Annotated in this window: 18 protein-coding genes; 2 read left to right on the plus strand and 16 right to left on the minus strand. The window is 41.4% G+C overall.

All coding sequences use genetic code 11. From position 1 onward, the window contains the following. Positions 1 to 124 precede the first annotated feature (124 nt). A complete protein-coding gene (locus HHA43_RS10520; RefSeq protein WP_168461380.1) occupies positions 125 to 1,192 on the plus strand; it encodes a maleylacetate reductase in 1,068 nt (355 codons plus the stop codon). An 81-nt stretch (positions 1,193 to 1,273) separates the two neighbouring features. On the opposite strand, the gene HHA43_RS10525 is transcribed toward HHA43_RS10520, so the two are convergent. The 16 genes from HHA43_RS10525 to HHA43_RS10600 all read right to left on the minus strand — a co-directional run bounded on the left by HHA43_RS10525 (position 1,274) and on the right by HHA43_RS10600 (position 21,172). Beyond that, positions 1,274 to 3,268, minus strand: coding sequence for an esterase/lipase family protein (locus tag HHA43_RS10525; RefSeq protein ID WP_168461382.1), 1,995 nt, complete (start codon positions 3,266 to 3,268; stop codon positions 1,274 to 1,276). Positions 3,269 to 3,395: 127 nt separating this feature from the next. After that, complete coding sequence (locus HHA43_RS10530) at positions 3,396 to 4,298, minus strand: ABUW_2363 family tetratricopeptide repeat lipoprotein (RefSeq protein ID WP_168417495.1); 903 nt, start codon at positions 4,296 to 4,298, stop codon at positions 3,396 to 3,398. 153 nt (positions 4,299 to 4,451) lie between these two features. Further along, positions 4,452 to 5,249, minus strand: coding sequence for a serine O-acetyltransferase (gene cysE / locus HHA43_RS10535; protein WP_168417494.1), 798 nt, complete (start codon positions 5,247 to 5,249; stop codon positions 4,452 to 4,454). After that, a complete protein-coding gene (locus HHA43_RS10540) occupies positions 5,242 to 6,090 on the minus strand; it encodes an RNA methyltransferase (RefSeq protein WP_168461383.1) in 849 nt (282 codons plus the stop codon). The genes cysE and HHA43_RS10540 overlap by 8 nt, the downstream gene beginning before the upstream one ends. Before the next feature lie 24 nt (positions 6,091 to 6,114). Continuing rightward, positions 6,115 to 9,678 carry a DNA polymerase III subunit alpha gene (gene dnaE, locus HHA43_RS10545; RefSeq protein WP_168461384.1) on the minus strand — a complete coding sequence of 1,188 codons (3,564 nt, stop codon included), beginning with the start codon at positions 9,676 to 9,678 and terminating at the stop codon, positions 6,115 to 6,117. 188 nt (positions 9,679 to 9,866) lie between these two features. Next, the gene (locus HHA43_RS10550; protein WP_167846080.1) at positions 9,867 to 10,562 is read right to left on the minus strand and encodes a methionine ABC transporter permease; all 696 of its coding nucleotides are present in this window, start codon (positions 10,560 to 10,562) and stop codon (positions 9,867 to 9,869) included. Next, positions 10,559 to 11,584: a methionine ABC transporter ATP-binding protein gene (locus tag HHA43_RS10555; protein WP_168461385.1), complete on the minus strand. Its 1,026-nt coding sequence runs from the start codon at positions 11,582 to 11,584 to the stop codon at positions 10,559 to 10,561. The genes HHA43_RS10550 and HHA43_RS10555 overlap by 4 nt, the downstream gene beginning before the upstream one ends. Positions 11,585 to 11,658: 74 nt before the next feature. Then, positions 11,659 to 12,531 carry a MetQ/NlpA family ABC transporter substrate-binding protein gene (locus tag HHA43_RS10560; RefSeq protein ID WP_168461387.1) on the minus strand — a complete coding sequence of 291 codons (873 nt, stop codon included), beginning with the start codon at positions 12,529 to 12,531 and terminating at the stop codon, positions 11,659 to 11,661. Positions 12,532 to 13,046: 515 nt separating this feature from the next. Then, positions 13,047 to 14,330: a phosphoribosylamine--glycine ligase gene (purD, locus tag HHA43_RS10565; RefSeq protein ID WP_168542584.1), complete on the minus strand. Its 1,284-nt coding sequence runs from the start codon at positions 14,328 to 14,330 to the stop codon at positions 13,047 to 13,049. 117 nt (positions 14,331 to 14,447) lie between these two features. Further along, entirely contained in the window at positions 14,448 to 16,022 is a 1,575-nt protein-coding gene (gene purH / locus HHA43_RS10570; protein ID WP_168461389.1) for a bifunctional phosphoribosylaminoimidazolecarboxamide formyltransferase/IMP cyclohydrolase, read from the minus strand. 92 nt (positions 16,023 to 16,114) lie between these two features. Continuing rightward, complete coding sequence (gene fis / locus HHA43_RS10575; RefSeq protein ID WP_001086304.1) at positions 16,115 to 16,384, minus strand: DNA-binding transcriptional regulator Fis; 270 nt, start codon at positions 16,382 to 16,384, stop codon at positions 16,115 to 16,117. A 388-nt stretch (positions 16,385 to 16,772) separates the two neighbouring features. Continuing rightward, complete coding sequence (locus HHA43_RS10580; protein WP_168542586.1) at positions 16,773 to 17,624, minus strand: DUF3426 domain-containing protein; 852 nt, start codon at positions 17,622 to 17,624, stop codon at positions 16,773 to 16,775. A 16-nt stretch (positions 17,625 to 17,640) separates the two neighbouring features. Further along, positions 17,641 to 18,543, minus strand: coding sequence for a 50S ribosomal protein L11 methyltransferase (gene prmA, locus HHA43_RS10585; RefSeq protein WP_168542588.1), 903 nt, complete (start codon positions 18,541 to 18,543; stop codon positions 17,641 to 17,643). A gap of 224 nt (positions 18,544 to 18,767) precedes the next feature. Further along, complete coding sequence (locus HHA43_RS10590; RefSeq protein WP_168417484.1) at positions 18,768 to 19,649, minus strand: bile acid:sodium symporter family protein; 882 nt, start codon at positions 19,647 to 19,649, stop codon at positions 18,768 to 18,770. 72 nt (positions 19,650 to 19,721) lie between these two features. Continuing rightward, the gene (locus HHA43_RS10595) at positions 19,722 to 20,633 is read right to left on the minus strand and encodes a bile acid:sodium symporter family protein (RefSeq protein ID WP_168417483.1); all 912 of its coding nucleotides are present in this window, start codon (positions 20,631 to 20,633) and stop codon (positions 19,722 to 19,724) included. Between the two features lie 182 nt (positions 20,634 to 20,815). Continuing rightward, entirely contained in the window at positions 20,816 to 21,172 is a 357-nt protein-coding gene (locus HHA43_RS10600) for a hypothetical protein (RefSeq protein ID WP_154320682.1), read from the minus strand. 244 nt (positions 21,173 to 21,416) lie between these two features. On the opposite strand from HHA43_RS10600, the gene mnmG reads away from it, so the two are divergent. Then, positions 21,417 to 23,297, plus strand: a complete 1,881-nt coding sequence (gene mnmG / locus HHA43_RS10605) for a tRNA uridine-5-carboxymethylaminomethyl(34) synthesis enzyme MnmG (RefSeq protein WP_168417481.1) — start codon at positions 21,417 to 21,419, stop codon at positions 23,295 to 23,297. Positions 23,298 to 23,396 lie beyond the last annotated feature (99 nt).

Consider the following 23,396-nt stretch of genomic DNA (forward strand, 5'->3'; position numbering starts at 1 on the left):
CACTACTGAATCGACATAGACAAAATGAGAACTTATGCAAATATTTGTCTATATTTTTAGTTATAGTTAATTACTCTCTTTTTCACTTTAAACTCAAAGTGTCACAAAATTTAAGATCAATAAGATGCAAGCATTTCATTATCAGGCTTTGCCTGTAGATGTTCATATTGCTTCGGAGCAAATGAATAACATTCAGGACATTTTACATCCTTACGGTTATCAACGTATTTTAATTATTACGACTGCAGGACAACAAGCAGCAGGTGAGCGTTTATTTAGACAAATCCAAGACAGTGCTGTGGCGGTATATCCACACGCTGTGATGCATGTGCCAAAAGAAGTGGCACAGCAAGCCATACACGATGCGAAGTATTTAAAAGCCGACTGCTGTTTGGCATTAGGTGGCGGTTCAGCCATTGGTTTGGCCAAAGCGATTGCATTGGAAACTCATCTACCGATTATTGCAATCCCTACGACCTACGCTGGCAGTGAAATGACAACAGTATATGGTATTACTGAAAATCAGCTGAAAACCACAGGAAAAGCTGAACAGGTACTGCCTAAAGTGGTGATTTATGATCCAGAATTGACCCTGAATTTGCCTACAGAAATTTCGGCATGCTCAGGTATGAATGCAATGGCACACGCGGTTGAGGCCTTGTATGCACAAGATAAAAATCCAATTATCAGTTTAATGGCGGAAGAAGCGATTACTCAACTGGCACAGGCTTTACCTGAAATTGTAGAAACGCCACACAATATTCAGGCACGTGAACAAGCCTTGTATGGTGCGTGGTTAGCAGGGGTGTGTTTGGGTTCGGTAGGTATGGCAATCCACCATAAAATTTGTCATAGCCTTGGTGGGCGTTATCAATTACCACATGCACAAACCCATGCCATTATGCTGGCATATTCAGTGCACTATAACCGCCATGCAGATGTTGAAGCCATGAATCGATTGGCAGTTGCTTTAAATGTGTCAGATCGAGATCAATTGGGCTTAGCAATTTATCAGCTCAATCAGAAGTTAAATATTCCAATGGCACTGAAAGATTTGGGCTTGCCTGCAACAGCACCCGCAGAAGTCGTAGGTATTATTTGTGATAGTCCATATTACAACCCACGTGAATATGACTATGCCGAATTAGAAGCATTATTGACCAAAGCGTACTGGGGGCAAGCACCTGCCTAAGTATTTTGAATGTTTAAGTCAACAAAAAACCGAAGATGAAATATTCACTTCGGTTTTTTGTTGCGTAGATTAAATTGGATTTTAAGGTTTATACAAACCTAACTCTTGCAAATGCAAACGTAGAATACGTCTGAGTTCCAGTACAGCTTCAGGCGTTTCTTGAATAGAATGACTGCCTTTGATAATTTTTTCAGAAACAGCACCTGTAAGATGTGCGCTGTTGTAGTGCACAACATCATCATTCATGAGTAGGGGTTCTTTGCTTTCAGTATTGTTGCCAATAATGCTGTGATATTTAAAACCTTTTACGGGCAGAATATTTTCAGTCAGTTCAGTAAATTTAGAATGTTTACTTAAATCACTTGGGCCATTTTGAATGACTCCATGCCCAATTTCTTTAGCAAGATTTTTTAGGTCAACATCATGCTGTTGTAAGGTATCTGAAAATGCATTTAAAAATGCACCTGGCAAACGAATAACTTTACGGGCAGCAAGGGTAAACCAACGGTCGGCAAACTCTGTACCACGGTGTGGAGCCGCTAAAAAAATTGCCCGATTAAAATTTGTGATGGGTTTAAGTCGCAAACGGGCTTGCAATAACGGGTCAGATTTAAAGCGCTCTAGACGTCTGTTCTTCAGCATTTGCATTGCTGGTTGGGTAAGGTCAGTATCACTCACCAGTAATCGAGCTAAAATGCCACCCATACTGTGTCCAATCACTACGGCATCTTTTTTGGCTGCAGCAGAAGAGTTGACCTGTTTAAAGCCTTGTTGCAATAAAGCATAAATTTGGAAACGACTTTCTAAAATAGGCATATTGGTTGAATAAAAAACTTGCCACACTTGAAAATTTTCCCGCAATACAGGATCACCCATAATATCGTTGGTTAAACGCACCCACGCTTCAGGGCTACTGGCAAGACCATGTATCAGTACGATCACTTTTTTGTTAGGGTTATAAGGCTCCAGCAAATACAGATGCGGCATACTCAGGCGTTCTTCACGGTCAATCAGTGAAAGATAAGCCGATTTACCCAAGTTATTCTGTGCTAACCACAAGCCATAAGGCGCAGAAAAGTTTGCCGCCAATGGATAGTTCTTTTGAGCAATATTTGCAGCTTCGTATTTATAAGGATCGTAAGCTTTTAGCTTAAATTGTGAACTATATAAAATATCTTCAATTGAACGAGCGCTAAGTGGTTCTGCGGTGAGGGTTGCTGCTAAATATCGTGCTTGGTGAATGTTTGGATTTTTTCCAGCAGGATAGTCGTGCTTCAGTGGGTCAATAATATATTTACTTTGGCTGATATCATCATTTGGGTTTTCAGGTAATACCACCAAAAACTCAGAACCAAAACCATCACGGCGGGTAATAGAGCGTAAACCCGAAAAGTTTAAGTTATAGGTCGACATCAATTGCTGAATTTTTTGTTGTTTCAACTGTGGATAGTGATCAAAATCAATTTCATAAATGCTATTGCCGACACGAATTTGATGCTGTAATTCGTTGTGTTTATGTCGTAGTGCATAGCTACTGACCAGTTTGGCAATCGCCTGATTATAAAAATCTCGAATTTGGACTTGGCGGTTGTCAAAAATACGGTCTTGTGGAGCACGTTTGGTCTGAAACATGTAGGCATAACTGTAACGAATGCTTTGATCCAGCATATTTAATTGCTGATCTAAACATTGTTCATAATTGGCCTGATTAACTTTCTGTTGTTCTTCCGATCTTTTACTATTCAGAATACCAATTTTGCAGGACGAGGAGTTTTCCAGTGCAATGGCTTTGGCTAAATATAATTCACTTGCCGTAGACAGTAATTGTTCATCTTGGATCTGTGGAATTTGCTTCAGTGCGCTGACACATTCTGCAGGTTGTTGGGCACAAATAGTGGCTTCACGTCCTGTCATCGATAGCACATTCAAACTGGCTTCACTGATTTTTTTGCGTGACAAAATGCTATCGCGTTCATTGGCGATACTGACTTTTAAAGCTTGATTTTTGACACTCACTACCTGACAACCAGACAGCAGTGTTGTACTGAGCAGTGCAGCAATCACAATTTTATTCATGGAAAGTCTGGCTTAATTTTTAAGATTTTTTTCCATCATACGTTTTTTTAGGCGTAATTCAATTGCTTAGCCATAAAAATAGACCGTCGAAACGGCCTATTTTAAGGTATTTTTGTATCGGTGCAGATTAAGTGCGTGGTGCAATCACTTGCCAAACATTCCAGCGACCTTGTTTTTCAATTTCAGCAATTAAACGGTCTGCAACTTCAGCTTCTTGCGGGTATTTGATTTTGTAGTTTTTCAGCGTTTGTACCGCATTTTTCTTTTGTTCTAGCGCAATATAATTATTGGCTGCAGACAAATAAGCTTCCTGCACACCCGCTTTCATCGCTTTGTCTAAATATGAAATTGCTTCACGATGACCACCACCTTCAGACAGGCCAAAACCAAACCAGAAGTTGGCTTCTGCATCTTCCTGATTAATTTTTAAAATACGCTGTGCATAGCTGAGTGAGCGGGTAGTGTAGATAGAACCTAAGTCAAGGTTACGTGCCATGACGCTGGCTTTAAATGCACGCATTAAAATATCAAAAGAGGCATTTTCATTGGCTGCCAAAGTGTCTAGTTGTGCGGTTACTTCTTTAAGTTTGGCTTCAAAACCACGGCGTTCCTGACGCTCACTAAAACGTGGCGGATAGTGACGTGCCTTACCTTCAACCAGTTGTAAGAAATCATCAATTTCAGTGATGTCTATTTCATTTTCGCCCGCCAAGGCCGCAAACTTTAAGCTGCGTTGATTGTTATTCACCGTAGGTACAATCAATTTGTTCTGATCTAAAGTGATGCTTTGGCTTGGATTGTTCGGGTCAGTCACCACCATTTTGGTGACAGGCTGTGCTGCTGCTTTTTGTAGGTTAATTTCAAACGGAGGTGGGGCATCGTAATTAAAAGGGTTTAAGGCATAAAATGGTGCGCTTAATTCAGGTTCTGTAAAAACGATAGGTGGTTTCACTTCTTGTTTTGGTGTTGCTACACAAGCGCTGACGAGCGTCGCGGCAAGGATGCTGAGTGCCAAAGGCTTAAGGGTCATGGTGTTCTTCCGTTCAATTTATTTTAAAAGTGAGTGGTGATTGTGTTAGATGAAAATATTGCATGTTGGTCAGTCTAAGAAATCTGTTCCGAACATGCAATACAAATGAGGGGGCTTGGTTACACAGTGATACGAAGTTTTTAAAGCAAAAGATTATTTGCTTTGAGTTTCACATTCACGTCTAACATCTTCAATTATTTTTAATTCTTCAGCGCTATACGGTTGTTCATCTTGTTGCTGACTTTTAAAGGTTGGATCAAGCAAAGATAAACGCTGACATAACAAATTCATACGTTTTTCATTCTGTTGTAAACGGTCAAGTAACACACGCATACCGTCAAGCACGGGGTCAGATTGATCTTCAGTCGCGGCATAAGGTTGGAAACCAATGCTGGCTGCATAATCACGACGACGTGCTTCCTGATCATCTGCAGGTTTGTTTTTGATAATAAAACGTGCAGGGTTGCCTACAGCGGTTGCACCTTCAGGTACTTCTTTGGTCACCACAGCATTAGAACCAACTTTTGCATTTTTATGTACGGTGAATGGGCCTAAGATTTTTGCACCCGCACCCACAATCACACCATCTTCTAAAGTTGGGTGGCGCTTGCCTTTATTCCAAGTGGTGCCGCCTAAGGTGACACCATGGTACAAAGTGACGTCATCACCAATTTCGGCGGTTTCACCAATCACCACACCCATGCCATGGTCAATAAAAAAACGACGACCAATTTTTGCACCTGGGTGAATTTCAATGCCTGTTGCAAAGCGGCTGAATGAAGAAAGCAGACGAGCCGAACCTTTACAGTCTTTGTTCCATAACTCATGTGCCACACGGTGCATGAGCAATGCATGAATGCCTGGGTAGGTGGTTAAGACTTCAAGTGTATTTCGAGCAGCAGGATCGCGCGCGAAGACAGCTTGAATGTCTTCTTTGAGCTGTTTAAGCATTAGTTTGATCCTCGTCCTGTGTTGATGTAGATTTTTTCCATGAACCGTTATTCATTGCTTGTACGCGGCTAAAAATACCGCGAAGTAAATGGTATTCCATACGATCTAATTGTATACGTCCGAAAAGCCGACGCAAGCGTAAAGGCAATAATCGTGGATTTTTTGGATCCATAAATTCAATTTCTGCCAGCATTTTTTCTAAATGTGGATAGAACTGCTGCATTTGTTCGTGATTCACCAAAGGCTCATCCCATTGCATGGCTTCAGAATCTGTTACTTGCATCGTTGCAGTAGGATCGGCAACTTTGCCCACAATATCCATGGCTGCCATACGCATTTCGTAGCAAATGACCTGAATGGCTTGAGCGACATTTAGCACGCCATATTCCTCATTGACAGGAATAGTGACATGATAATTGGCCAAAGCCAGTTCTTCATTGGTTAAACCACGGTCTTCACGGCCAAAAATAATCGCGACATTTTGCCCATGCTGTGCCACAGCATTTAACGATTTTTCTGCGGCAGGTCGTGCATCTAGCAATGGCCAAGGAATTGTACGGCTACGTGCGCTGGTACCAAAAACCAGATGACAATTTGCAATGGCATCTTCAAGTGTTTCCACCACTTCAATCTGCTCAATTAGGTCGGTTGCACCTGCGGCTAAAGCGTCAATATCTGGATGTGGATAGGTTTTAGGCGAAACCAAAACTAATTTACATAGCCCCATGGTTTTCATGGCACGTAAGGCGCTGCCAATATTGGCAGGCAAGGTGGTGTTTACCATGACAATTCGCACGTGGGAGAGATGTGCGGCAACAGCGGCATTGTCAACTTGACTCATAACAAATCCAAATGGGTTAAATTTTTAAGAATATTGATCAGCTTCTGCATTATATAAATCTAGTGCATCGTCCATGCTCATGTCCGCAGGCGGCGGTGCAATATTTGCAGGTTTAGCAACTTCTGCGACTCGGGCTGCCTTCGATTTCACCTGATATTCAATATGCAGGTTTTCCTTGCCAAAATAATCACGTAGTTTGACTAAGGCTTCATCTAAAGGGGCAACTTTCCACTGAATACCCAAATGCAATTCAGCTTGAGCATAGGCATAATCTAGATGCAAAATGACTGGAATATGGGTGCATAAATCTACATTACAATAAGGCAGCAACATTGTTTGTAAGTCTTGACTCAGGGTCTTGCTTAAATGTTCTGTATGTAAATGAATCTGAATACTGTTGGCACGTTTTTGACGAATTTCATTTAAGCTAAAGGCTTTGGTTAACCGACCCATAGGGCGGTCAAAACCTTCGCGTTCGTAAATTTCGCCTTCAATCACCACCACTTTTTCAGTTTGCACGATGTCTTTAAAACGTTGGAAACGCTCATGGTTGGCAGAGACTTCTATACGTGCGGTACCGTCATCTAAAGTGACCACCATCCGATTTGGGAAGTTAGCAACATCCACCACTAGACCTGCAAAGACGGTGGTCACACCACGTCGGGTTGGGGTTAGTTCATTAATCTTACTAGGTATAAAGGCTTTGAGTTCATTGCGATAAACATCTATCGGGTGGCCTGTCAGGTATAAACCTAAAGTGTCTTTTTCACCCTTGAGCCGTACTTCATCTGACCATGGCTTCACAGGTTTGGCAGGTTTACGCTGTACTTCTTCAACCTCACCAAACAGGTCCATAATGCCTGTTTCACGGTTAGAGCGGGCTTGTTCTGCTGCTTGTACTGCCTCTGGCAATTGTGCCATTAAACTAGAACGTTCGATGCCTAAACAGTCTAAAGCTCCCGCACGAATTAAAGCTTCTAAAGTCCGTTTATTGATTTTTTTCAAATCAATACGATGGCAGAAATCGAATAAGTCGCGATATGGTCCTTCTTTTTGGCGTGAATCAATCACAGATTGCATGGCCTGTTCACCCACGCCTTTAATCGCACCAAGTCCATAGACAATGGTACGTTCATCGCTTGCGTGGAAATGATACAAAGACATATTCACTGAAGGCGGTAACACTTCTAAGCCATTGTGGCGGCAATCATCAATCAAGAACACCACGTTATCGGTGTTTTGCATTTCCGATGACATGACCGCTGCCAAGAATTCAGCAGGGTAGTGTGCTTTGAGCCATGCAGTCTGATATGCCACCAAGGCATAGGCAGCTGCGTGTGATTTGTTAAAACCATAGCCAGCGAATTTTTCCATATAGTCGAAAATATGGTTGGCTGTGGCGGCATCAATGTCTTTTTTCTCAGCACCTTCAATAAAGATTTGGCGCTGTTTCACCATTTCTTCAGGTTTTTTCTTACCCATGGCGCGACGTAGTAAGTCTGCACCACCGAGTGTATAGCCTGCACAATATTGTGCTGCCTGCATGACCTGTTCCTGATAGACCATAATACCGTAGGTCGGCTCAAGCACACCTTCTAGCAAAGGATGTAGATATTCAAACTCGCCACCATGCATACGGTGAATAAAGTCTGGAATTAGATCCATTGGGCCTGGACGATACAATGACACGAAAGCAATAATTTCTTCAAATTTACTTGGGCGTGCTTCTTTCAGCATCTTTTTCATGCCCACGGATTCAAACTGGAATACTGCAGTCGTATTGGCATTGGCAAAGACTAAATAGGCGTCTTTATCATCCAGTGGAATATGAGCAATATCTAGCGGTGTATCGGCTTTGATGCGTTTATTAATATTTTGTACCGCATCTTCAATAACAGTCAGGTTACGTAAGCCCAAGAAGTCGAACTTGACCAAACCTGCCGATTCGACATCGTCTTTATCGTATTGCGCAACACGTGCGGTACCATCGGCATCACACATGACTGCAGAAAAGTCGGTGATTTTAGTGGGTGCAATGACCACGCCACCCGCGTGTTTACCTGTATTTCGGGTTATGCCTTCAAGCTTTAGGGCCATTTCCCAAATTTCAGAGGCATCATCATAGTCAGGGTTAGACGGGTTGGTGACTACATCTTTAAGTTGGGGTTCGGCTTCAATTGATTCTTCTAGGCTGAGTCCTAAGGGTTTGGTTGGAATCAGTTTGGAAATACGGTCTGCCAAGCCATAAGACTTACCCAAAACTCGTGCGACATCTCGAATTGCACCTTTGGCTGCCATGGTACCGAAAGTGGCAATTTGCGATACTGCATCACGTCCATAGGTGCGAGCTACGTAGTCAATGACTTTATCGCGTCCTGCAATACAGAAATCGACGTCAAAGTCGGGCATAGATACGCGTTCTGGGTTTAAGAAACGTTCAAATAATAGTTCATAGCGCAGTGGGTCTAAGTCGGTAATTTTTAAGCTGTAGGCAACCAATGAACCTGCACCCGAACCACGGCCCGGGCCAACAGGTACACCGTTGTTTTTAGACCACTGAATAAAGTCCATAACAATCAGGAAGTAACCCGGGAAGCCCATCGAGTTAATAATATTAATTTCGTATTCAATTCGCTCATCATAAGGTTTGCGAATTTCTGCCCAATCTTCGTCACGCTGTGCAACAGGATAAAGCACATTTAGACGTTCTTCCAAACCTTGCTTGGACAAGTGTGCAAAGTAGGTATCAATGGTGTGTCCTTCTGGAATTGGATAATCTGGAAGGAAGTATTTACCCAATTGCAGCGTGACATTACAGCGTTTGGCAATGTGATAGCTGTTTTCAATAGCACTTGGAATGTCAGAAAACAGCGCCGTCATTTCTTCGGCAGTTTTAAAATATTGCTCAGGACTGTAAGTTTTTGGACGACGGTTGTCCCCTAAGACATAACCATCGGCGATGCAGACGCGCGCTTCATGCGCTTCATAATCTTCACGGCGAATAAAATGCACATCGTTATGTGCTACCACGCCAATATTATATTTTTTAGCTAATTTAACTGCTTCGGCAATAAAGGTGTCTTCATCAGGGCGATCTGTACGGGTCAGGGCTAAATAAACCCGATTGCCAAATTTTTCAATCCATTCTTCAAGCAAGGGTTCTGCTTTTTGCGGATTGGAGGTGATCAGCATTTTGCCGACATCACTTTGAATACCCAGCAATACAATCAGATCATCGGCTTGTTCTAATATCCATGTTTTATTCACACAGGGAATATTGAGCTGCTGGCCTTCAATATAGCCACGAGAAACCAGTTCAGTCAGATTGCGCCAACCGTGATTGGTCATTGACAATAAGGTCACACGATGATCGGCATCATTTAAACGCAGCACGGAACCTAAAATTGGTTTGATGCCTTGTCCTAAGCATTTGCCATAAAATTTTACGGCAGCATGTAAGTTGGATAAATCGGTCAATGCCAAGGCTGGCATTTCTTCATTGACTGCGGCTTTAATCAAGTCAGGTACGCGTACAATCGACTCGGTAATCGAAAATTCTGTATGTATACCTAAATGAACAAAGCGCATGAATCAGTCCCTTAAAAAATCACGGGTTAGTTTAGCATGCTCTGCTCAAGACAAAACATGCCGCAGTGTTTTTCTGTGCTGAAGTGATCTTCAACCGCTAACACAATTTTAATTTTATACGCTAACTTTTGCCGTTTCATCGAGTAGGGTGAACAGGTTAAGTCATACGCAATTGAGTGATGATTGTTTTATCTCAGCTTAGATAACCAGTCACCTAAACTTTGCACCAACTGCACTAAAATTAATAACACCACCACCGTTAGCATGACAACACTACTGTCAAAACGCTGATAACCGTAGGAGATGGCAAGGTCACCAATACCGCCTGCACCGACAGCACCCGCCATGGCAGTTGCGCCAATCAAGCTAATGGTGGCTGTGGTCAAGTTTAAAATGAGTGAGCTGCGTGCTTCGGGTAAAATAAATTTGAAGATGATTTGTAATGGTGTTGCACCCATCGCCTGTGCAGATTCGACAATTCCTTCATTGACTTCAAGTAATGAAGTTTCCACCAAACGACCAATATATGGGCCGACATAAATCGTTAGCGGTACAATCGCTGCCCAAGTTCCAATAGATGTACCAACCAAGAGCTTGGTTAAGGGAATGACCGCAATCAACAAAATAATAAATGGCAGAGAGCGTAGTGCGTTTACAATGGGATTGAGGCCATGATAAATCACACGGTTAGGTAAAATTCCTGTTGGACGAGTGACCAAAAGGGTAATGCCCTGAATAAAACCCCAAATACAACCAAACAACATGGCAAAGAACACCATGTGAAAGGTTTCTTGCAAAGCTGTAACAAACTGGTTAATGGATAATGAGCTTTTCCAAAATGGAGCAGTCAGCGAAGTCAGCCACTGCACAATTAAATCTCTCATGCTTGTACTCCTGACTGCTCAACCTGTACACCGCTACTTTCCAAGAAGGCAATAGCATGCTGAATTTCTGCAGCATCGCCCAATAATTGAATAAACATTTGCCCAATCACTGCGCCATCTATTTCAGTCATGTTGGCAAACAGGATATTCAGGCTAATATCAAACTGTTTAATGACGGCCTGAATTACGGTTTCTTGAGCAGATTTACCTAAAAACTTCAGGCAATAAATACTGTGCTGATTTTGGTTTTCAAGGTTATGCAGAATATTAACTGGTAATTGTTGCTGTAAAACTGTTTGAATAAAACTTTTGGTGGTTGGATGTTGTGGCTGACTAAAAATTTCCAGTGTTGAACCTGTTTCAATCACTTTGCCTTGTTCCATCACTGCCACATAATCACAAACAGACTCAATCACATCCATTTCGTGGGTCACCATTACAATGGTAATGCCTTGTTCCTGATTAATTTTTTTAAGTAGTTCCAACACCGATTTAGTGGTTTGCGGATCAAGGGCAGAAGTCGCTTCATCACAAAGCAATATTTTAGGATGATTGGCTAGGGCACGGGCAATGCCAACACGTTGTTTTTGCCCACCTGAAAGCTCATCGGGGAAAGCGTCTTTTTTATGTTTTAAATCAATAAAATCGAGCAATTCATTTAAACGTTTTTCACGTTCGGCTTTGCTCCAGCCGAGAAGTTTCATCGGCATTTCAATATTGGCGGCCACAGTTTTAGTCTGCAATAAATTGAAGTGCTGAAAAATCATCCCAATATGGGCACGTTCTTGACGTAATTCACGTGCATTCAGCGCAGTAAAATCTTTTTGATGAATGATGACTTGCCCTGCGTTCGGACGTTCCAACAAATTAATCAAGCGGATTAAAGTGCTTTTACCTGCACCACTATAACCAATAATGCCAAAAATACTGCCTGCCGGAATCTGTAAATTAATCTGATCCAATGCACGTAAAGTTTGACCTTTGAGCTGATAGTGCTTTGAAATATTTTTAAATTCAATCATATCGTCAAAAACTGTCCATAAATGAAAAAACAGGCAAAGTTCGCTTTGCCTGTTTTGTTTAGCGCATTATATTACTATTTTGCTGTTTCAGTGAAATAGCTGACCGGCTTGTTCACATCCACTTTGGTGCCGCCAAAGTTTTGATCAATATATTGTTGCACTGCTGCGGTATGGTAAAGCGCACCAACTTTTTGTAGCACAGGGTCATTTTGACGCTCTGCAGCAGTCGCTATAATATTGACATTCATTTTTGTGCTTTGGTCAATTGGCTCATAATAAATAGAGTCTTTTAATACGTTTAAGCCACCTTCCATTGCAAGGGTATTGCCCAAAACAATTGCATCAACTTCGTCTTTTACACGTACAGCAGTTGCCATTTGAATAGGTTTGATTTTAATTTGCTTGGTGTTTTCAATAATGTCCGCAGGTGTACCTTGCACATAGTCAAAACCATCTTTCAGCTTAACCAAGCCTGCAGATTGAAGTAAAAGCAAAGCACGTGACTCATTGGCACCGTCATTTGGAATGGCAATGGTTGCACCGTTTTGGAATGCTTCCACTTTTTTGACTTTGCTTGAGTAAATGCCCATTGGCTCTAAATAAGTAGTGGCAACAGGTGCAATCTGATCTTTGTTGTTGGCATTAAACGCAACCATATAGGCATAAGATTGGAATGCGTTTAGATCAATTTCTTTATTGGCAACCGCTGTGTTCATAGACACGTAGTCTGTGAAGTTTTTCACTTCAAGTTGAATACCTGCAGCTTTAGTTTCAGGCAAGTCTGCAATAAAACGCCAGATATCTGCGTCTGAACCAGTAGAAGCCATAGTAACGGTTTGCAATGCTGATGCATCTTTTTGTGCTGCGTCAGTCGCAGGCGCTTCTTGTTTGCCACAGCCCGCCAAGCCGACTGAAAGACCAAGTACAAGACCAAGGAACTTTTTCATGAATATATCCTAAGCAAGCTTGAGCGAATGCCTAAAACTTGCCATTGTGGAGGTAGTTAAATTGCATTTAATACAGTTGTATGCAATTTATACCAAACCTCTAAATCTGTATGAAATGTCTGTGTATTGAAAATCGATTCGTCCAATCTGCCGCATTCATCAAATACGAGGCGATAAGGAAGCTTTGCGGCTTTTCAAAAATTTGCAACATGATAACAATAAAAAATAATTCTATATAGGGGAGAGTCTGTAATGCATATCACTGTTTTTACAAAAGAAAGCAATTTAGTCAAAATAAGTTCTTATTAATAAATATATTCTGTAAAGATGGTGGATTTGAACAAGTGTTTAAATAATTTAGATTCTTTAGCATTTATTCTGCAATATAAAGATTAAAAATTGCAGTGGGATGTAGGTTAGAGCAGTCCATTCAGATTCAGGTCAAAATGTTGACCATAAAAAAGCCCGTTCTGTGACGAGCTTTTTTATGGACTTAAATTTTTAAACTAAAAATATTAAGCATTTTCACGCGCAATGGCACGATAACCAATATCTTTACGATATTGCACGCCATCAAAGGTCACTTTTTCACACAGTTCAAGCGCTTTGGCTTGAGCTTCACCAATGCTGTTACCCAATGCTGTCACACACAGTACACGACCACCATTGGTCACAATCTCGCCATTGGCATTGCTTGCTGTACCTGCATGGAACACTTTCGCATCGGCCATTTGTGTATCTAAACCAGAAATGACATCACCTTTGCCTGAAGTTTCTGGGTAGCCTGCAGTTGCTAACACAATACCAACAGTTTTGCGTTCATCCCAGTTTGCTTCTGCAGGCAAGTTACCTGCGATACCTGCCTCGACTAAATCTACTAAAGATGATTTTAAGCGCATCATAATAGGTTGTGTTTCTGGGTCACCAAAACGGCAGTTGAATTCAATCACACGTGGCTGACCCATTGCATCAATCATCAAGCCTGCATACAAGAAACCTGTATAGTCATGGCCATCTGCTTTCATGCCGTCTACAGTTGGACGCATGATTTCTTGCATGACTTTTTCAAATACGTCTGCAGTCACTACAGGCGCAGGAGAGTAGGCACCCATACCGCCAGTATTTGGCCCTTGGTCACCTTCAAAAATACGTTTATGGTCTTGCGATGTTGCCATTGGCAAGATGTTGTTGCCATCAATCATACAAATGAAAGACGCTTCTTCACCATCCAAGAACTGCTCGATCACAACACGTGAACCTGCATCACCAAACTTGTTGCCTGCCAACATGTCGTCAATGGCATCAAAAGCTTCTTGATTGGTCATCGCAACGATCACGCCTTTACCTGCTGCAAGGCCATCGGCCTTGATGACAATTGGCGCACCGTTTTGTTCTACATAAGCTTTGGCAGCATCTACTTCGGTGAATACGTCATAGAATGCAGTTGGAATGTTATGACGTTTTAGGAAGTGTTTAGCAAAGGCTTTAGAACCTTCAAGTTGTGCCGCAAATTGAGTTGGACCCCAAATTTTTAAGCCTGCTTCACGGCAAGCGTCCACTACACCATTTACCAATGGCGCTTCAGGGCCAACAATAATTAAATCTACTGCATTATTTTTGGCAAATTCGATAATGGCAGGGTTATTTTGAATGTCTAACGCCACATTTTCGCATTTGTTTTCAGTTGCAGTCCCTGCGTTGCCAGGGGCAACAAAGACTTTAGCAACTTTTTCATCTTGTGCGATTTTCCATGCCAATGCATGTTCACGACCGCCACTACCTAAAACTAAAATGTTCATTTATTAAAATCCTTAAAAAATAATCCCCCTTGTATAAGGGGAACTCCCATCGTTCTACAATAATATAGAAAACCCTCCTTTATAAATAAAGGAGGGCTAGGGAGGATCGTCTAAAAATTAGTGACGGAAATGACGCATACCTGTGAATACCATTGCGATACCAGCTTCATCTGCTGCTGCAATAGTTTCTTCGTCACGCATTGAACCACCTGGTTGAATGATGCATTTGATACCCGCTTTAGCTGCGTTATCAATACCATCACGGAATGGGAAGAACGCATCAGATGCCATAACAGCACCTTCAACCACTAAACCTGCATGTTCAGCTTTGATCGCAGCAATACGTGCAGAGTTTACACGGCTCATTTGACCTGCACCTACACCAATCGTTTGACGGTTTTTCGCATAAACAATTGCATTTGATTTCACGTATTTTGCAACTTTCCAAGCAAAGATCATGTCATCAATTTCTTGTTCAGTTGGCGCACGTTTGGTCACGACTTTTAAGTCATCTTTAGTGATCATGCCCAAGTCTTGGTCTTGAACCAATAAACCGCCGTTAACACGTTTGTAATCCATTTGCGGTGCACGAGCATCAATTGCAGGAAGCTCACCACAAACAAGTACACGTACGTTTTTCTTCGCGCCAGTCACTTCAAGTACGCCATCTGCAATACTTGGCGCAATGATCACTTCAACGAATTGACGGTCTACAATCGCTTGTGCAGTTGCAACATCTAACTCACGGTTAAATGCAATGATGCCACCAAATGCAGATTCTGGATCCGTTGCATAAGCAAGATCATAAGCAGCTTGAATACCCTCTAAAGACACAGCAACACCACATGGGTTTGCGTGTTTTACGATTACACAAGCAGGTTTTGCAAATGATTTCACACATTCAAGTGCAGCGTCAGTATCTGCAATGTTGTTATACGATAATTCTTTGCCTTGTAACTGTTTCGCAGTTGAAACAGAAGCTTCAGTTGCAGCAGGGTCTACATAGAATGCAGCAGACTGATGAGGGTTTTCGCCGTAACGCAAATCTTGCGCTTTGTTTAATTGCGTGTTGAACGTACGTGCAAACTGATCTGCAGTACCTTCTTCTTTACCTACACGTGCGCCTAAGTAAGATGCGATCATGCCATCATATTGTGCAGTGTGTTCAAACGCTTTAACAGCTAAATCAAAACGAGTTTCGTAAGATAAAGCACCGCTGTTTTTCATTTCTGTAATGACAGTCGCATAGTCAGATGCATTAACCACAATACCCACAGAAGCATGGTTTTTCGCTGCAGCACGAACCATGGTTGGACCACCAATGTCAATGTTCTCAATTGCATCAGCAAGTGAACAGTTTGGTTTAGCAACCGTTGCTGCAAATGGGTAAAGGTTAACAACAACAAGGTCGATGGCATCAATATTGTGTTCTGCCATAACCGCTTCGTCTAGACCACGACGAGCCAAAATACCACCATGAATTTTTGGGTGTAACGTTTTTACACGACCATCCATCATTTCTGGGAAACCAGTATGCTCTGACACCTCTACAACAGCGATGTTGTTGTCTTTAAGCAACTTATAAGTACCGCCAGTAGATAAAATTTCTACCCCAAGTGCAGCAAGGTCTTGTGCAAATTCAACAATACCTGTTTTGTCAGAAACAGAGATTAAAGCGCGTTTAATAGTCATGATCTTCGTCACAGTTTTCAATTACAGATTAAAACAAAGTAGCAAAATGCAGGTAAAAAAAATGCCTGCGGAGGCCGCAAGCATTTTATCACTTATTCACTCATTAAACCGTGAGCTTTTAACTTTTTACGTAAAGTACCACGGTTTAGTCCAAGAATTTCAGCAGCACGTGTTTGGTTACCGCGAGTGTATTCAAGAACAACAGATAAAAGAGGTTTCTCCATTTCTGCTAACACCATGTCATACACCTGAGAAGGTTGTTCACCTTGCAATTGTGCAAAATAATGGCGAACTGCGCGATCTACGTGAATACGTAAAGCAACATCAGATTGTGCAGTAAAAATAGGAGATTTGCTATTCATGCGAATTAATCCGAAAATCAGATATCACTTGGATAAAGTGATATATCAATGTGGTCTATAAATAAATGAACTCCGTTTTAGATCCTAAAACGGTAAGCTCTAAAACTGGAACATTTAGCTTGCCACAACTCGAGCGCTTGGTCGAAATTTAAGCGTAACAATACATTAATAATTGTTACAGACCAAAATCAAAACAAAAAAATCTACACAGTACGCAATATAAAAAATAAAGCGCATTAGGCAGAACTATATTTGTTGTGAATTTTGCGAGGAGTTTGCAGCACAAAGCTTTCGTGGCGCGTATGATACCATTGTATGAGAAAAAGTGAGCAAGAAAACTGCAATTTTTTTAATTTTTTTCGCAATTTTTTCTACTTTTTTTTGTCGATTAAGGCTTGATAATTTCTAAACTATAGGTATCGAAGCTGTTTCGTGCCACTGGAACCAAAATGTCAAACTTAAAAGGACTATTTTTAGGAATACGTTGAATACTCGAAAGACTTTTGACCAAATACTCCTGTGGAGAATAAATATAAGTCGATAAAGTTCTCTGGTTTTCTTTTAGGGTGACTTTAATATTAGGCAATGCCAAGCTTTTATCGTGATAATTAATCAGCTCGCCTGTAAATTGCGTATTCAGTCGGTCAATACGTTTTACACGAACACGGTTGATAGAAATTAAACTGTAGCGTTCTTCTAGGCTTTGACATTTAAATACCTGACATACCTGTGTGAATACAGAATTCAGCGCAGGACTACTGTTCAGGAATTTCGGGTTAAACCATAAAATTTGGAAGACTAGCAAACCAATTAGCAATGTGTTGATAATGCCCCACAGCAAATAGTAGCCATTACTGTGCTTTTTTTCCTGTTCAATGTCTTGAATAGACAAATTCATGGCAGGAATAGTGCTAATTGGCTCTGTGCTGAAATAGTTTAGATTATTTAAATAGGTTTTCAGATCAATATTGGAGTGTTCCACCTTACGCTGGAAAATGTCCAAAATGTTCTGTTCTTGCGGAATTTGTTCAGTTACAGGAATTAAACTACGGTTTTGTATGCGTTGTAGATTAGAGCGTGAACTAACTTCTTGTTTATGCGCCTGCACCAAATGTGAAAGCGCATTAAAGTTGTTAGAACATTTTGGACAGCAAACCATGCCTTGCGCAACGGTCAGTTGCGCAACAGAAACTTTATAGACAGTTTGGCATTCAGGGCACTTGGTTTGCTTGTCGCTCATAATTCAAAAAATGTAGTTAGTTAGGGTGGCGTTTCCCAGAAATTCTGCACCAGTTTTCTTCGCGTTTTTCGACCTGTACTATATCAAAAAATTCAGAATAAACACTAGAAACTTCAGCAACTTGCTCTTCAATTACACCTGCAAGTGCGAACTCTCCCTCAGATTTAATTAAAGTTGCAAACTCTGGCGCAAGCATCATTAACGGCCCAGCTAAAATATTGGCAACCAATACGTCAGCTTTTTCCTGAGCAATAGTCTGATTAAACTCTTCAGGCAAGCCCACGTACAAGTTTTCAAGTACGCCATTCAGTTCAGCATTTTGTTTGGTTGCCAAAACTGCTTGTGGGTCAATATCGGTTGCATAGACTTTTTTCGCACCAAGCAATAAAGCAGCGACCCCTAAAATGCCTGAGCCGCAACCATAATCAATCACGACTTTATCTTTTATGTCTGTTTTGCCTAACCACTGTAGGCATAGGAAGGTACTGGCATGGTTGCCTGTACCAAAGGCTAAACCTGGATCCAGTTTAATATTTACTGCATCTGCTTCAGGTGGCTCAAGCCATTCAGGCACAATCCAGAATTTATCAGCAATTTGGATAGGTTCATAATAATCCATCCAAGAGCGTTCCCAGACTTGGTCTTCCAAAAACTCACTGCGTAAAGGAGCATCTGGCATTTGAGTGCGAATAAATGTTTCCAGAGCGGTAACATCAATTTCTTCACCTTCATCTTGTGCATAGATGCCTGTCACAATCACTTTATTCCAAAGCGGTGTTTCACCTGGAAGTGGTTCAAGCAAGTCCTGATTTTCTGCATCATCTAATGTGACACTTACCGCACCCAAAGAACTGAGTAGCGTTTCAGTAAAATCAACTTGTGCTTGATCAACAGTAATATGTATTTGTAACCACTTCACGGATATAACCTAAAATTCTATGCGAAAGCACTATTGTAACTGAACTCAGGCAATTGCCGCTATTTTTTATTCAGCTAGCCTGCTGTTGTTTGGGAAACGAGCGGGAATAGTTCGCTGAGTTAGTTTCTTTTTTTTGACCATGAATATGCAAAAATCATAGCCAAAAAATAAAACCCCAAACACAATACGGGTTTGGGGTTGTAATAAATAGTCTCTAGTCTGGGTTAAGATGCCGATGTTTCTGCTGCGGGTGTCGGGACAAACTTATTGAGCAAAGTGCCCAAAATGGCCGCAAAGATATACATAAAGATCGAATAGACCGCAGCAGGCATTGCAATCGTGGAGCTTGCCATCACGGTAAGTGCAATCGTCATGGCAAGGGTACTGTTGTGAATGCCAATTTCAAATGCACAGGCGCGAGCTTGCTGACTATTTACCCCAAAGAAACGTGGTACAAAATAACCAATCAATAAGCTGCAGGCACAGAATAGGGCAGTTGCAAGTCCGACATCGGCTAGATATAGCATAATATTATGGCGCTCTTTGGCAATTGCTCCAATGATAATCACAATCAGAAAAACCACGGCAAAAATACGCACAGGCTTATTGAGTCGATCTGCAATCTGTGGACTGAAATGTCTGACTAGCATACCAATCGTGACTGGCACAATAATAATGAGAAAGACTTGTAATACTTTGGCAAACTGTAAACCGACTTGCTGTCCATCTTGCATAAAGTGCTGAATTGCAAAATTGACGATGAGTGGCAAGGTAAATGCGGCAATAACGGAATTGACTGCGGTGAGTGTGATATTTAAGGCAATATCACCTTTATATAAATAACTAAATAGGTTTGCCGTTGGGCCACCTGGCGATGCAGCAAGTAGCATTAAACCTACAGCGAGCAGCGGTGGTAAATTGAGCAGTTTACAAATGACAAAGGCAATGGCTGTTAAGAGTGCCAATTGACAAAATAAAGCCACCAATACTGCTTTAGGGTGTTTGCTGACCCGTTTAAAATCATTCGGAGTGAGTTCTAAACCCAGTCCAGCCATGACAACAGCTAGAGCGAGTGGTAAAAATATTGTGATTAATCCTGAATCCATAAACACTCCTTGTTAAACTAAGACATCTCTAGTTTTTGTTTGATTTAAAATATTAGTGCGATATTGCTCTTGCTAGACTGCATTTTTCTTGTGGCTAAAGTTTTGTCCTTGCTCTAAAGCTAGGCTGTGTTTGGCAGACTGTCTTGCCATCATATTGCCTAACATAAAGCTGAACATATACATAAAAATCGTGTAAATCGCAGAAGGAATGGCAATTTCTGTGCTTTGTAAAACCGATAGGGCAATGGTGAGTGAAACGGCGGTGTTATGAATACCTATTTCAAAACAGCAAGAGCGAGCCTGCTGGTCTGGAACACCCGACAGATAAGGAACCAGATACCCAATTAATAAGCTTAAAAAACAAAATAATGCGGTGGCAATACCAATTGCGCTGAAATAGTCAAAGACGTTGGCGCGTTCACGAAACAACGCATAAAAAAACAGGGCAAAAATAAAGTAAATGGACATTAAACGCATAGGTTTGCCCAAGTGTGTCGCAATTTGTGGCATGGCATTACGCACAGCCATGCCTACACAAACAGGCACAATAATCAATAAAAACACTTGCGCCATTTTTTCAATCGGTAGGCCAATTTGTTGTTGGTCAGTCATGAAATATAGAAAAGACAGATTTACAATAAAAGGCAGTGTAAATGTGGCCATCACCGAGTTCATGGCTGTTAGGGTAATATTTAAGGCGACATCACCTTTATAAACATAGCTGAATAGGTTCGCAGTTGGACCGCCAGGGGAAGCGGCCAATAACATAAGACCAATGGCCAATAATGGCGGGAGCTCTAGAAATAAACAAATTAAAAAAGCCAGAACAGGCAAAATCACCAATTGCGAAAATAAAGTTAAAAAGATGACTTTAGGAAATTGATTGACACGAATAAAGTCCTTAGGCGTGAGTTGTAAGCCTAAACCCATCATCATGACTGCTAGGGTGAGCGGTAGAAAAAAGGTAAAAAAGCTGGAGTCCATTGCACATCCTTTTATCTTTTATCGTGACATTATTCTTGTGATCCTTTTTGCAGTTTAATTGTTTTTTAGTGTTGTGCAATAAACAAAGCAGTCACTTATTTTTAAGTGACTGCTTTTGGGGGTAAAAGCTACTGATCTTGTTATTAGATAGCAAATTTTAGACTACGTTGTTTTATGCTGAATTACATCGCTTGTGGGCGTGGCGGAGTAAAGCCGAGCGCACATTTTCCTTTCAGTTCTGTACCATTGAGCGTAATGCTAGTGGTCTGTGCATCTGCCATACAGGCACGGTATAACTCAGGTTCGTTGCCTTGTAATTGTACTGCTTTAGATGAACTAAAGAATTGTGGTTCGCACGTACCATTCCAAATAATGCCACGATGCGCAAAACTTACAGCGGTACCTTGAGTTTTTCCTTTACAGACTTGCTGAAATTTTTGCGCATTGTAGATGGTTTCTACCTTGTCATTTGCCTGCACTGCAAATGGACTAATAAATAAACCACAAAGCATAGATGACAGTAAAATTTTCTTATTCATGATGTTTCCCTTTGTTTCTAATACCTGCGCTTAATAGGATAAAAAATAGGCAAATTAAAACAACGGTGATCTGGTTAATTGATGGGTTTAAATGTTTTTATATACAGTAAAAATGCAAATTTAGATTACAAAGTATTAATTCTATAGTGCATCACCGCCAATAAAATCGACTGAATCTGTCAACTTATGCCTGAAGTTTTGCTATAATATTCCGTCTTTATTTTTATATCTCTCATTGACCATTATGCACTATCCTAAAGTTTACGATGTCATTGTTATTGGCGGCGGTCATGCAGGCACTGAAGCGGCGCTTGCAGCAGCACGTATGGGTCGTCAAACCTTACTCTTAACTCATAACATTGAGACTTTAGGGCAGATGAGCTGTAACCCTGCCATTGGTGGTATTGGTAAATCTCATCTTGTGCGTGAGATTGATGCTTTGGGCGGCGCAATGGCTTTGGCTGCCGATAAAAGCGGTATTCAGTTCCGTATTTTAAACTCGCGTAAAGGTGCTGCGGTTCGTGCAACACGTGCGCAAGCAGACCGTGTGCGTTTTAAAGCAGCCATTCGTAGCACTTTGGAGAACCAAGCCAATTTAGATATTTTTCAGCAAGCTGCAGATGACCTGATTGTTGAAGGCGATACCGTAAAAGGTGTTGTGACCCAAATGGGCATTCGCTTTGATGCAAAAACGGTGGTATTGACTACAGGTACCTTCTTAGGTGGCGTTATTCATATTGGTTTGGAAAAATCAAGCGGCGGTCGTGCAGGCGATCCGCCATCAATTGCTTTGGCAGCACGTTTACGCGAATTAAATTTGCCAGTGGGACGCTTAAAAACAGGTACGCCACCTCGTATTGACGCACGTTCAGTCGATTTTTCTGTGATGATTCCACAGCCAGGTGATTTTCCATCACCAACCATGTCATTCATGGGCGATGTGTCGATGCATCCAGAGCAAGTGAATTGCTATATTACCCATACCAATGAGCGCACTCACGAAATCATTCGTGGTGGCTTAGATCGTTCACCAATGTACACAGGCGTGATTGAAGGCGTTGGCCCACGTTATTGCCCATCTATTGAAGATAAAATCCATCGTTTTTCAGACAAAGACTCGCATCAGGTGTTTTTGGAGCCAGAAGGCTTAGACACACATGAGTTGTATCCAAATGGTATTTCAACCTCTTTGCCGTTTGATGTGCAGTTTGAATTGGTACGTTCAATTCGTGGTATGGAAAATGCGCACATTTTGCGTCCAGGCTATGCGATTGAATATGACTACTTCAACCCGCAAGCATTGAAATTTACTTTAGAAACCAAAGCCATTAATAACCTGTATTTTGCGGGACAAATTAACGGTACAACCGGTTATGAAGAAGCAGGTGCGCAAGGTGTATTGGCAGGTTTGAATGCGGCACGTCGTGCTTGGGATCAGGAACAATGGACGCCAAAACGTGACGAAGCCTATATCGGGGTATTGGTAGATGACCTGATCACATTAGGCACTAAAGAACCGTACCGCATGTTTACGTCACGTGCGGAATATCGTTTGATGTTGCGTGAGGACAATGCAGATCAGCGTTTAACCCCAATTGGTCGTGAACTTGGTTTGGTGGATGATACCCGTTGGGCGGCTTATTGTGAAAAAATGGAAGCTGTAGAGCGTGAAACAGGACGTTTACAGCATTTGTGGGCTGCACCGAACAACCCAATGGGTAAAAAATTTGTAGAAATGACTGGTGCAGATTTATCTAAAGAATGTTCTGCAATTGATCTGCTTAAACGTCCTAATATCAGTTTTGCGCAAATTGCAGAATTGACTGGTTCAGAAGTGTCTGCACAAGTTGGTGATCAAATTGAAATTGCAGTGAAATATGCAGGTTATATTGACCGTCAGCATGAAGATGTGGCTCAGTTAAAACGTCTGGAAGAAACCAAAATTCCAGCCGATTTTGATTATGATGCTGTGTCAGGCTTGTCACGTGAAATTACCTTAAAGTTGAAGCATGTCTTGCCTGAAACATTAGCGCAAGCCAGTCGTATTCCAGGTGTGACACCTGCAGCAGTACAATTGGTGATGATCACCATTCGTAAAAATGCACAGGGACGTAAATCTGCTTAAGATTTGATATGCCTGTTAAGAAAGCTCGCAGATTGCGGGCTTTTTTTATGCGCTAAAATTTTAAAAAGATGCTAAGTAAAGTAGAAATTAAGTTTAAGA

Origin of the sequence: Acinetobacter sp. A2, assembly GCF_012371325.1 — a bacterium.
GTDB lineage: Bacteria > Pseudomonadota > Gammaproteobacteria > Pseudomonadales > Moraxellaceae > Acinetobacter.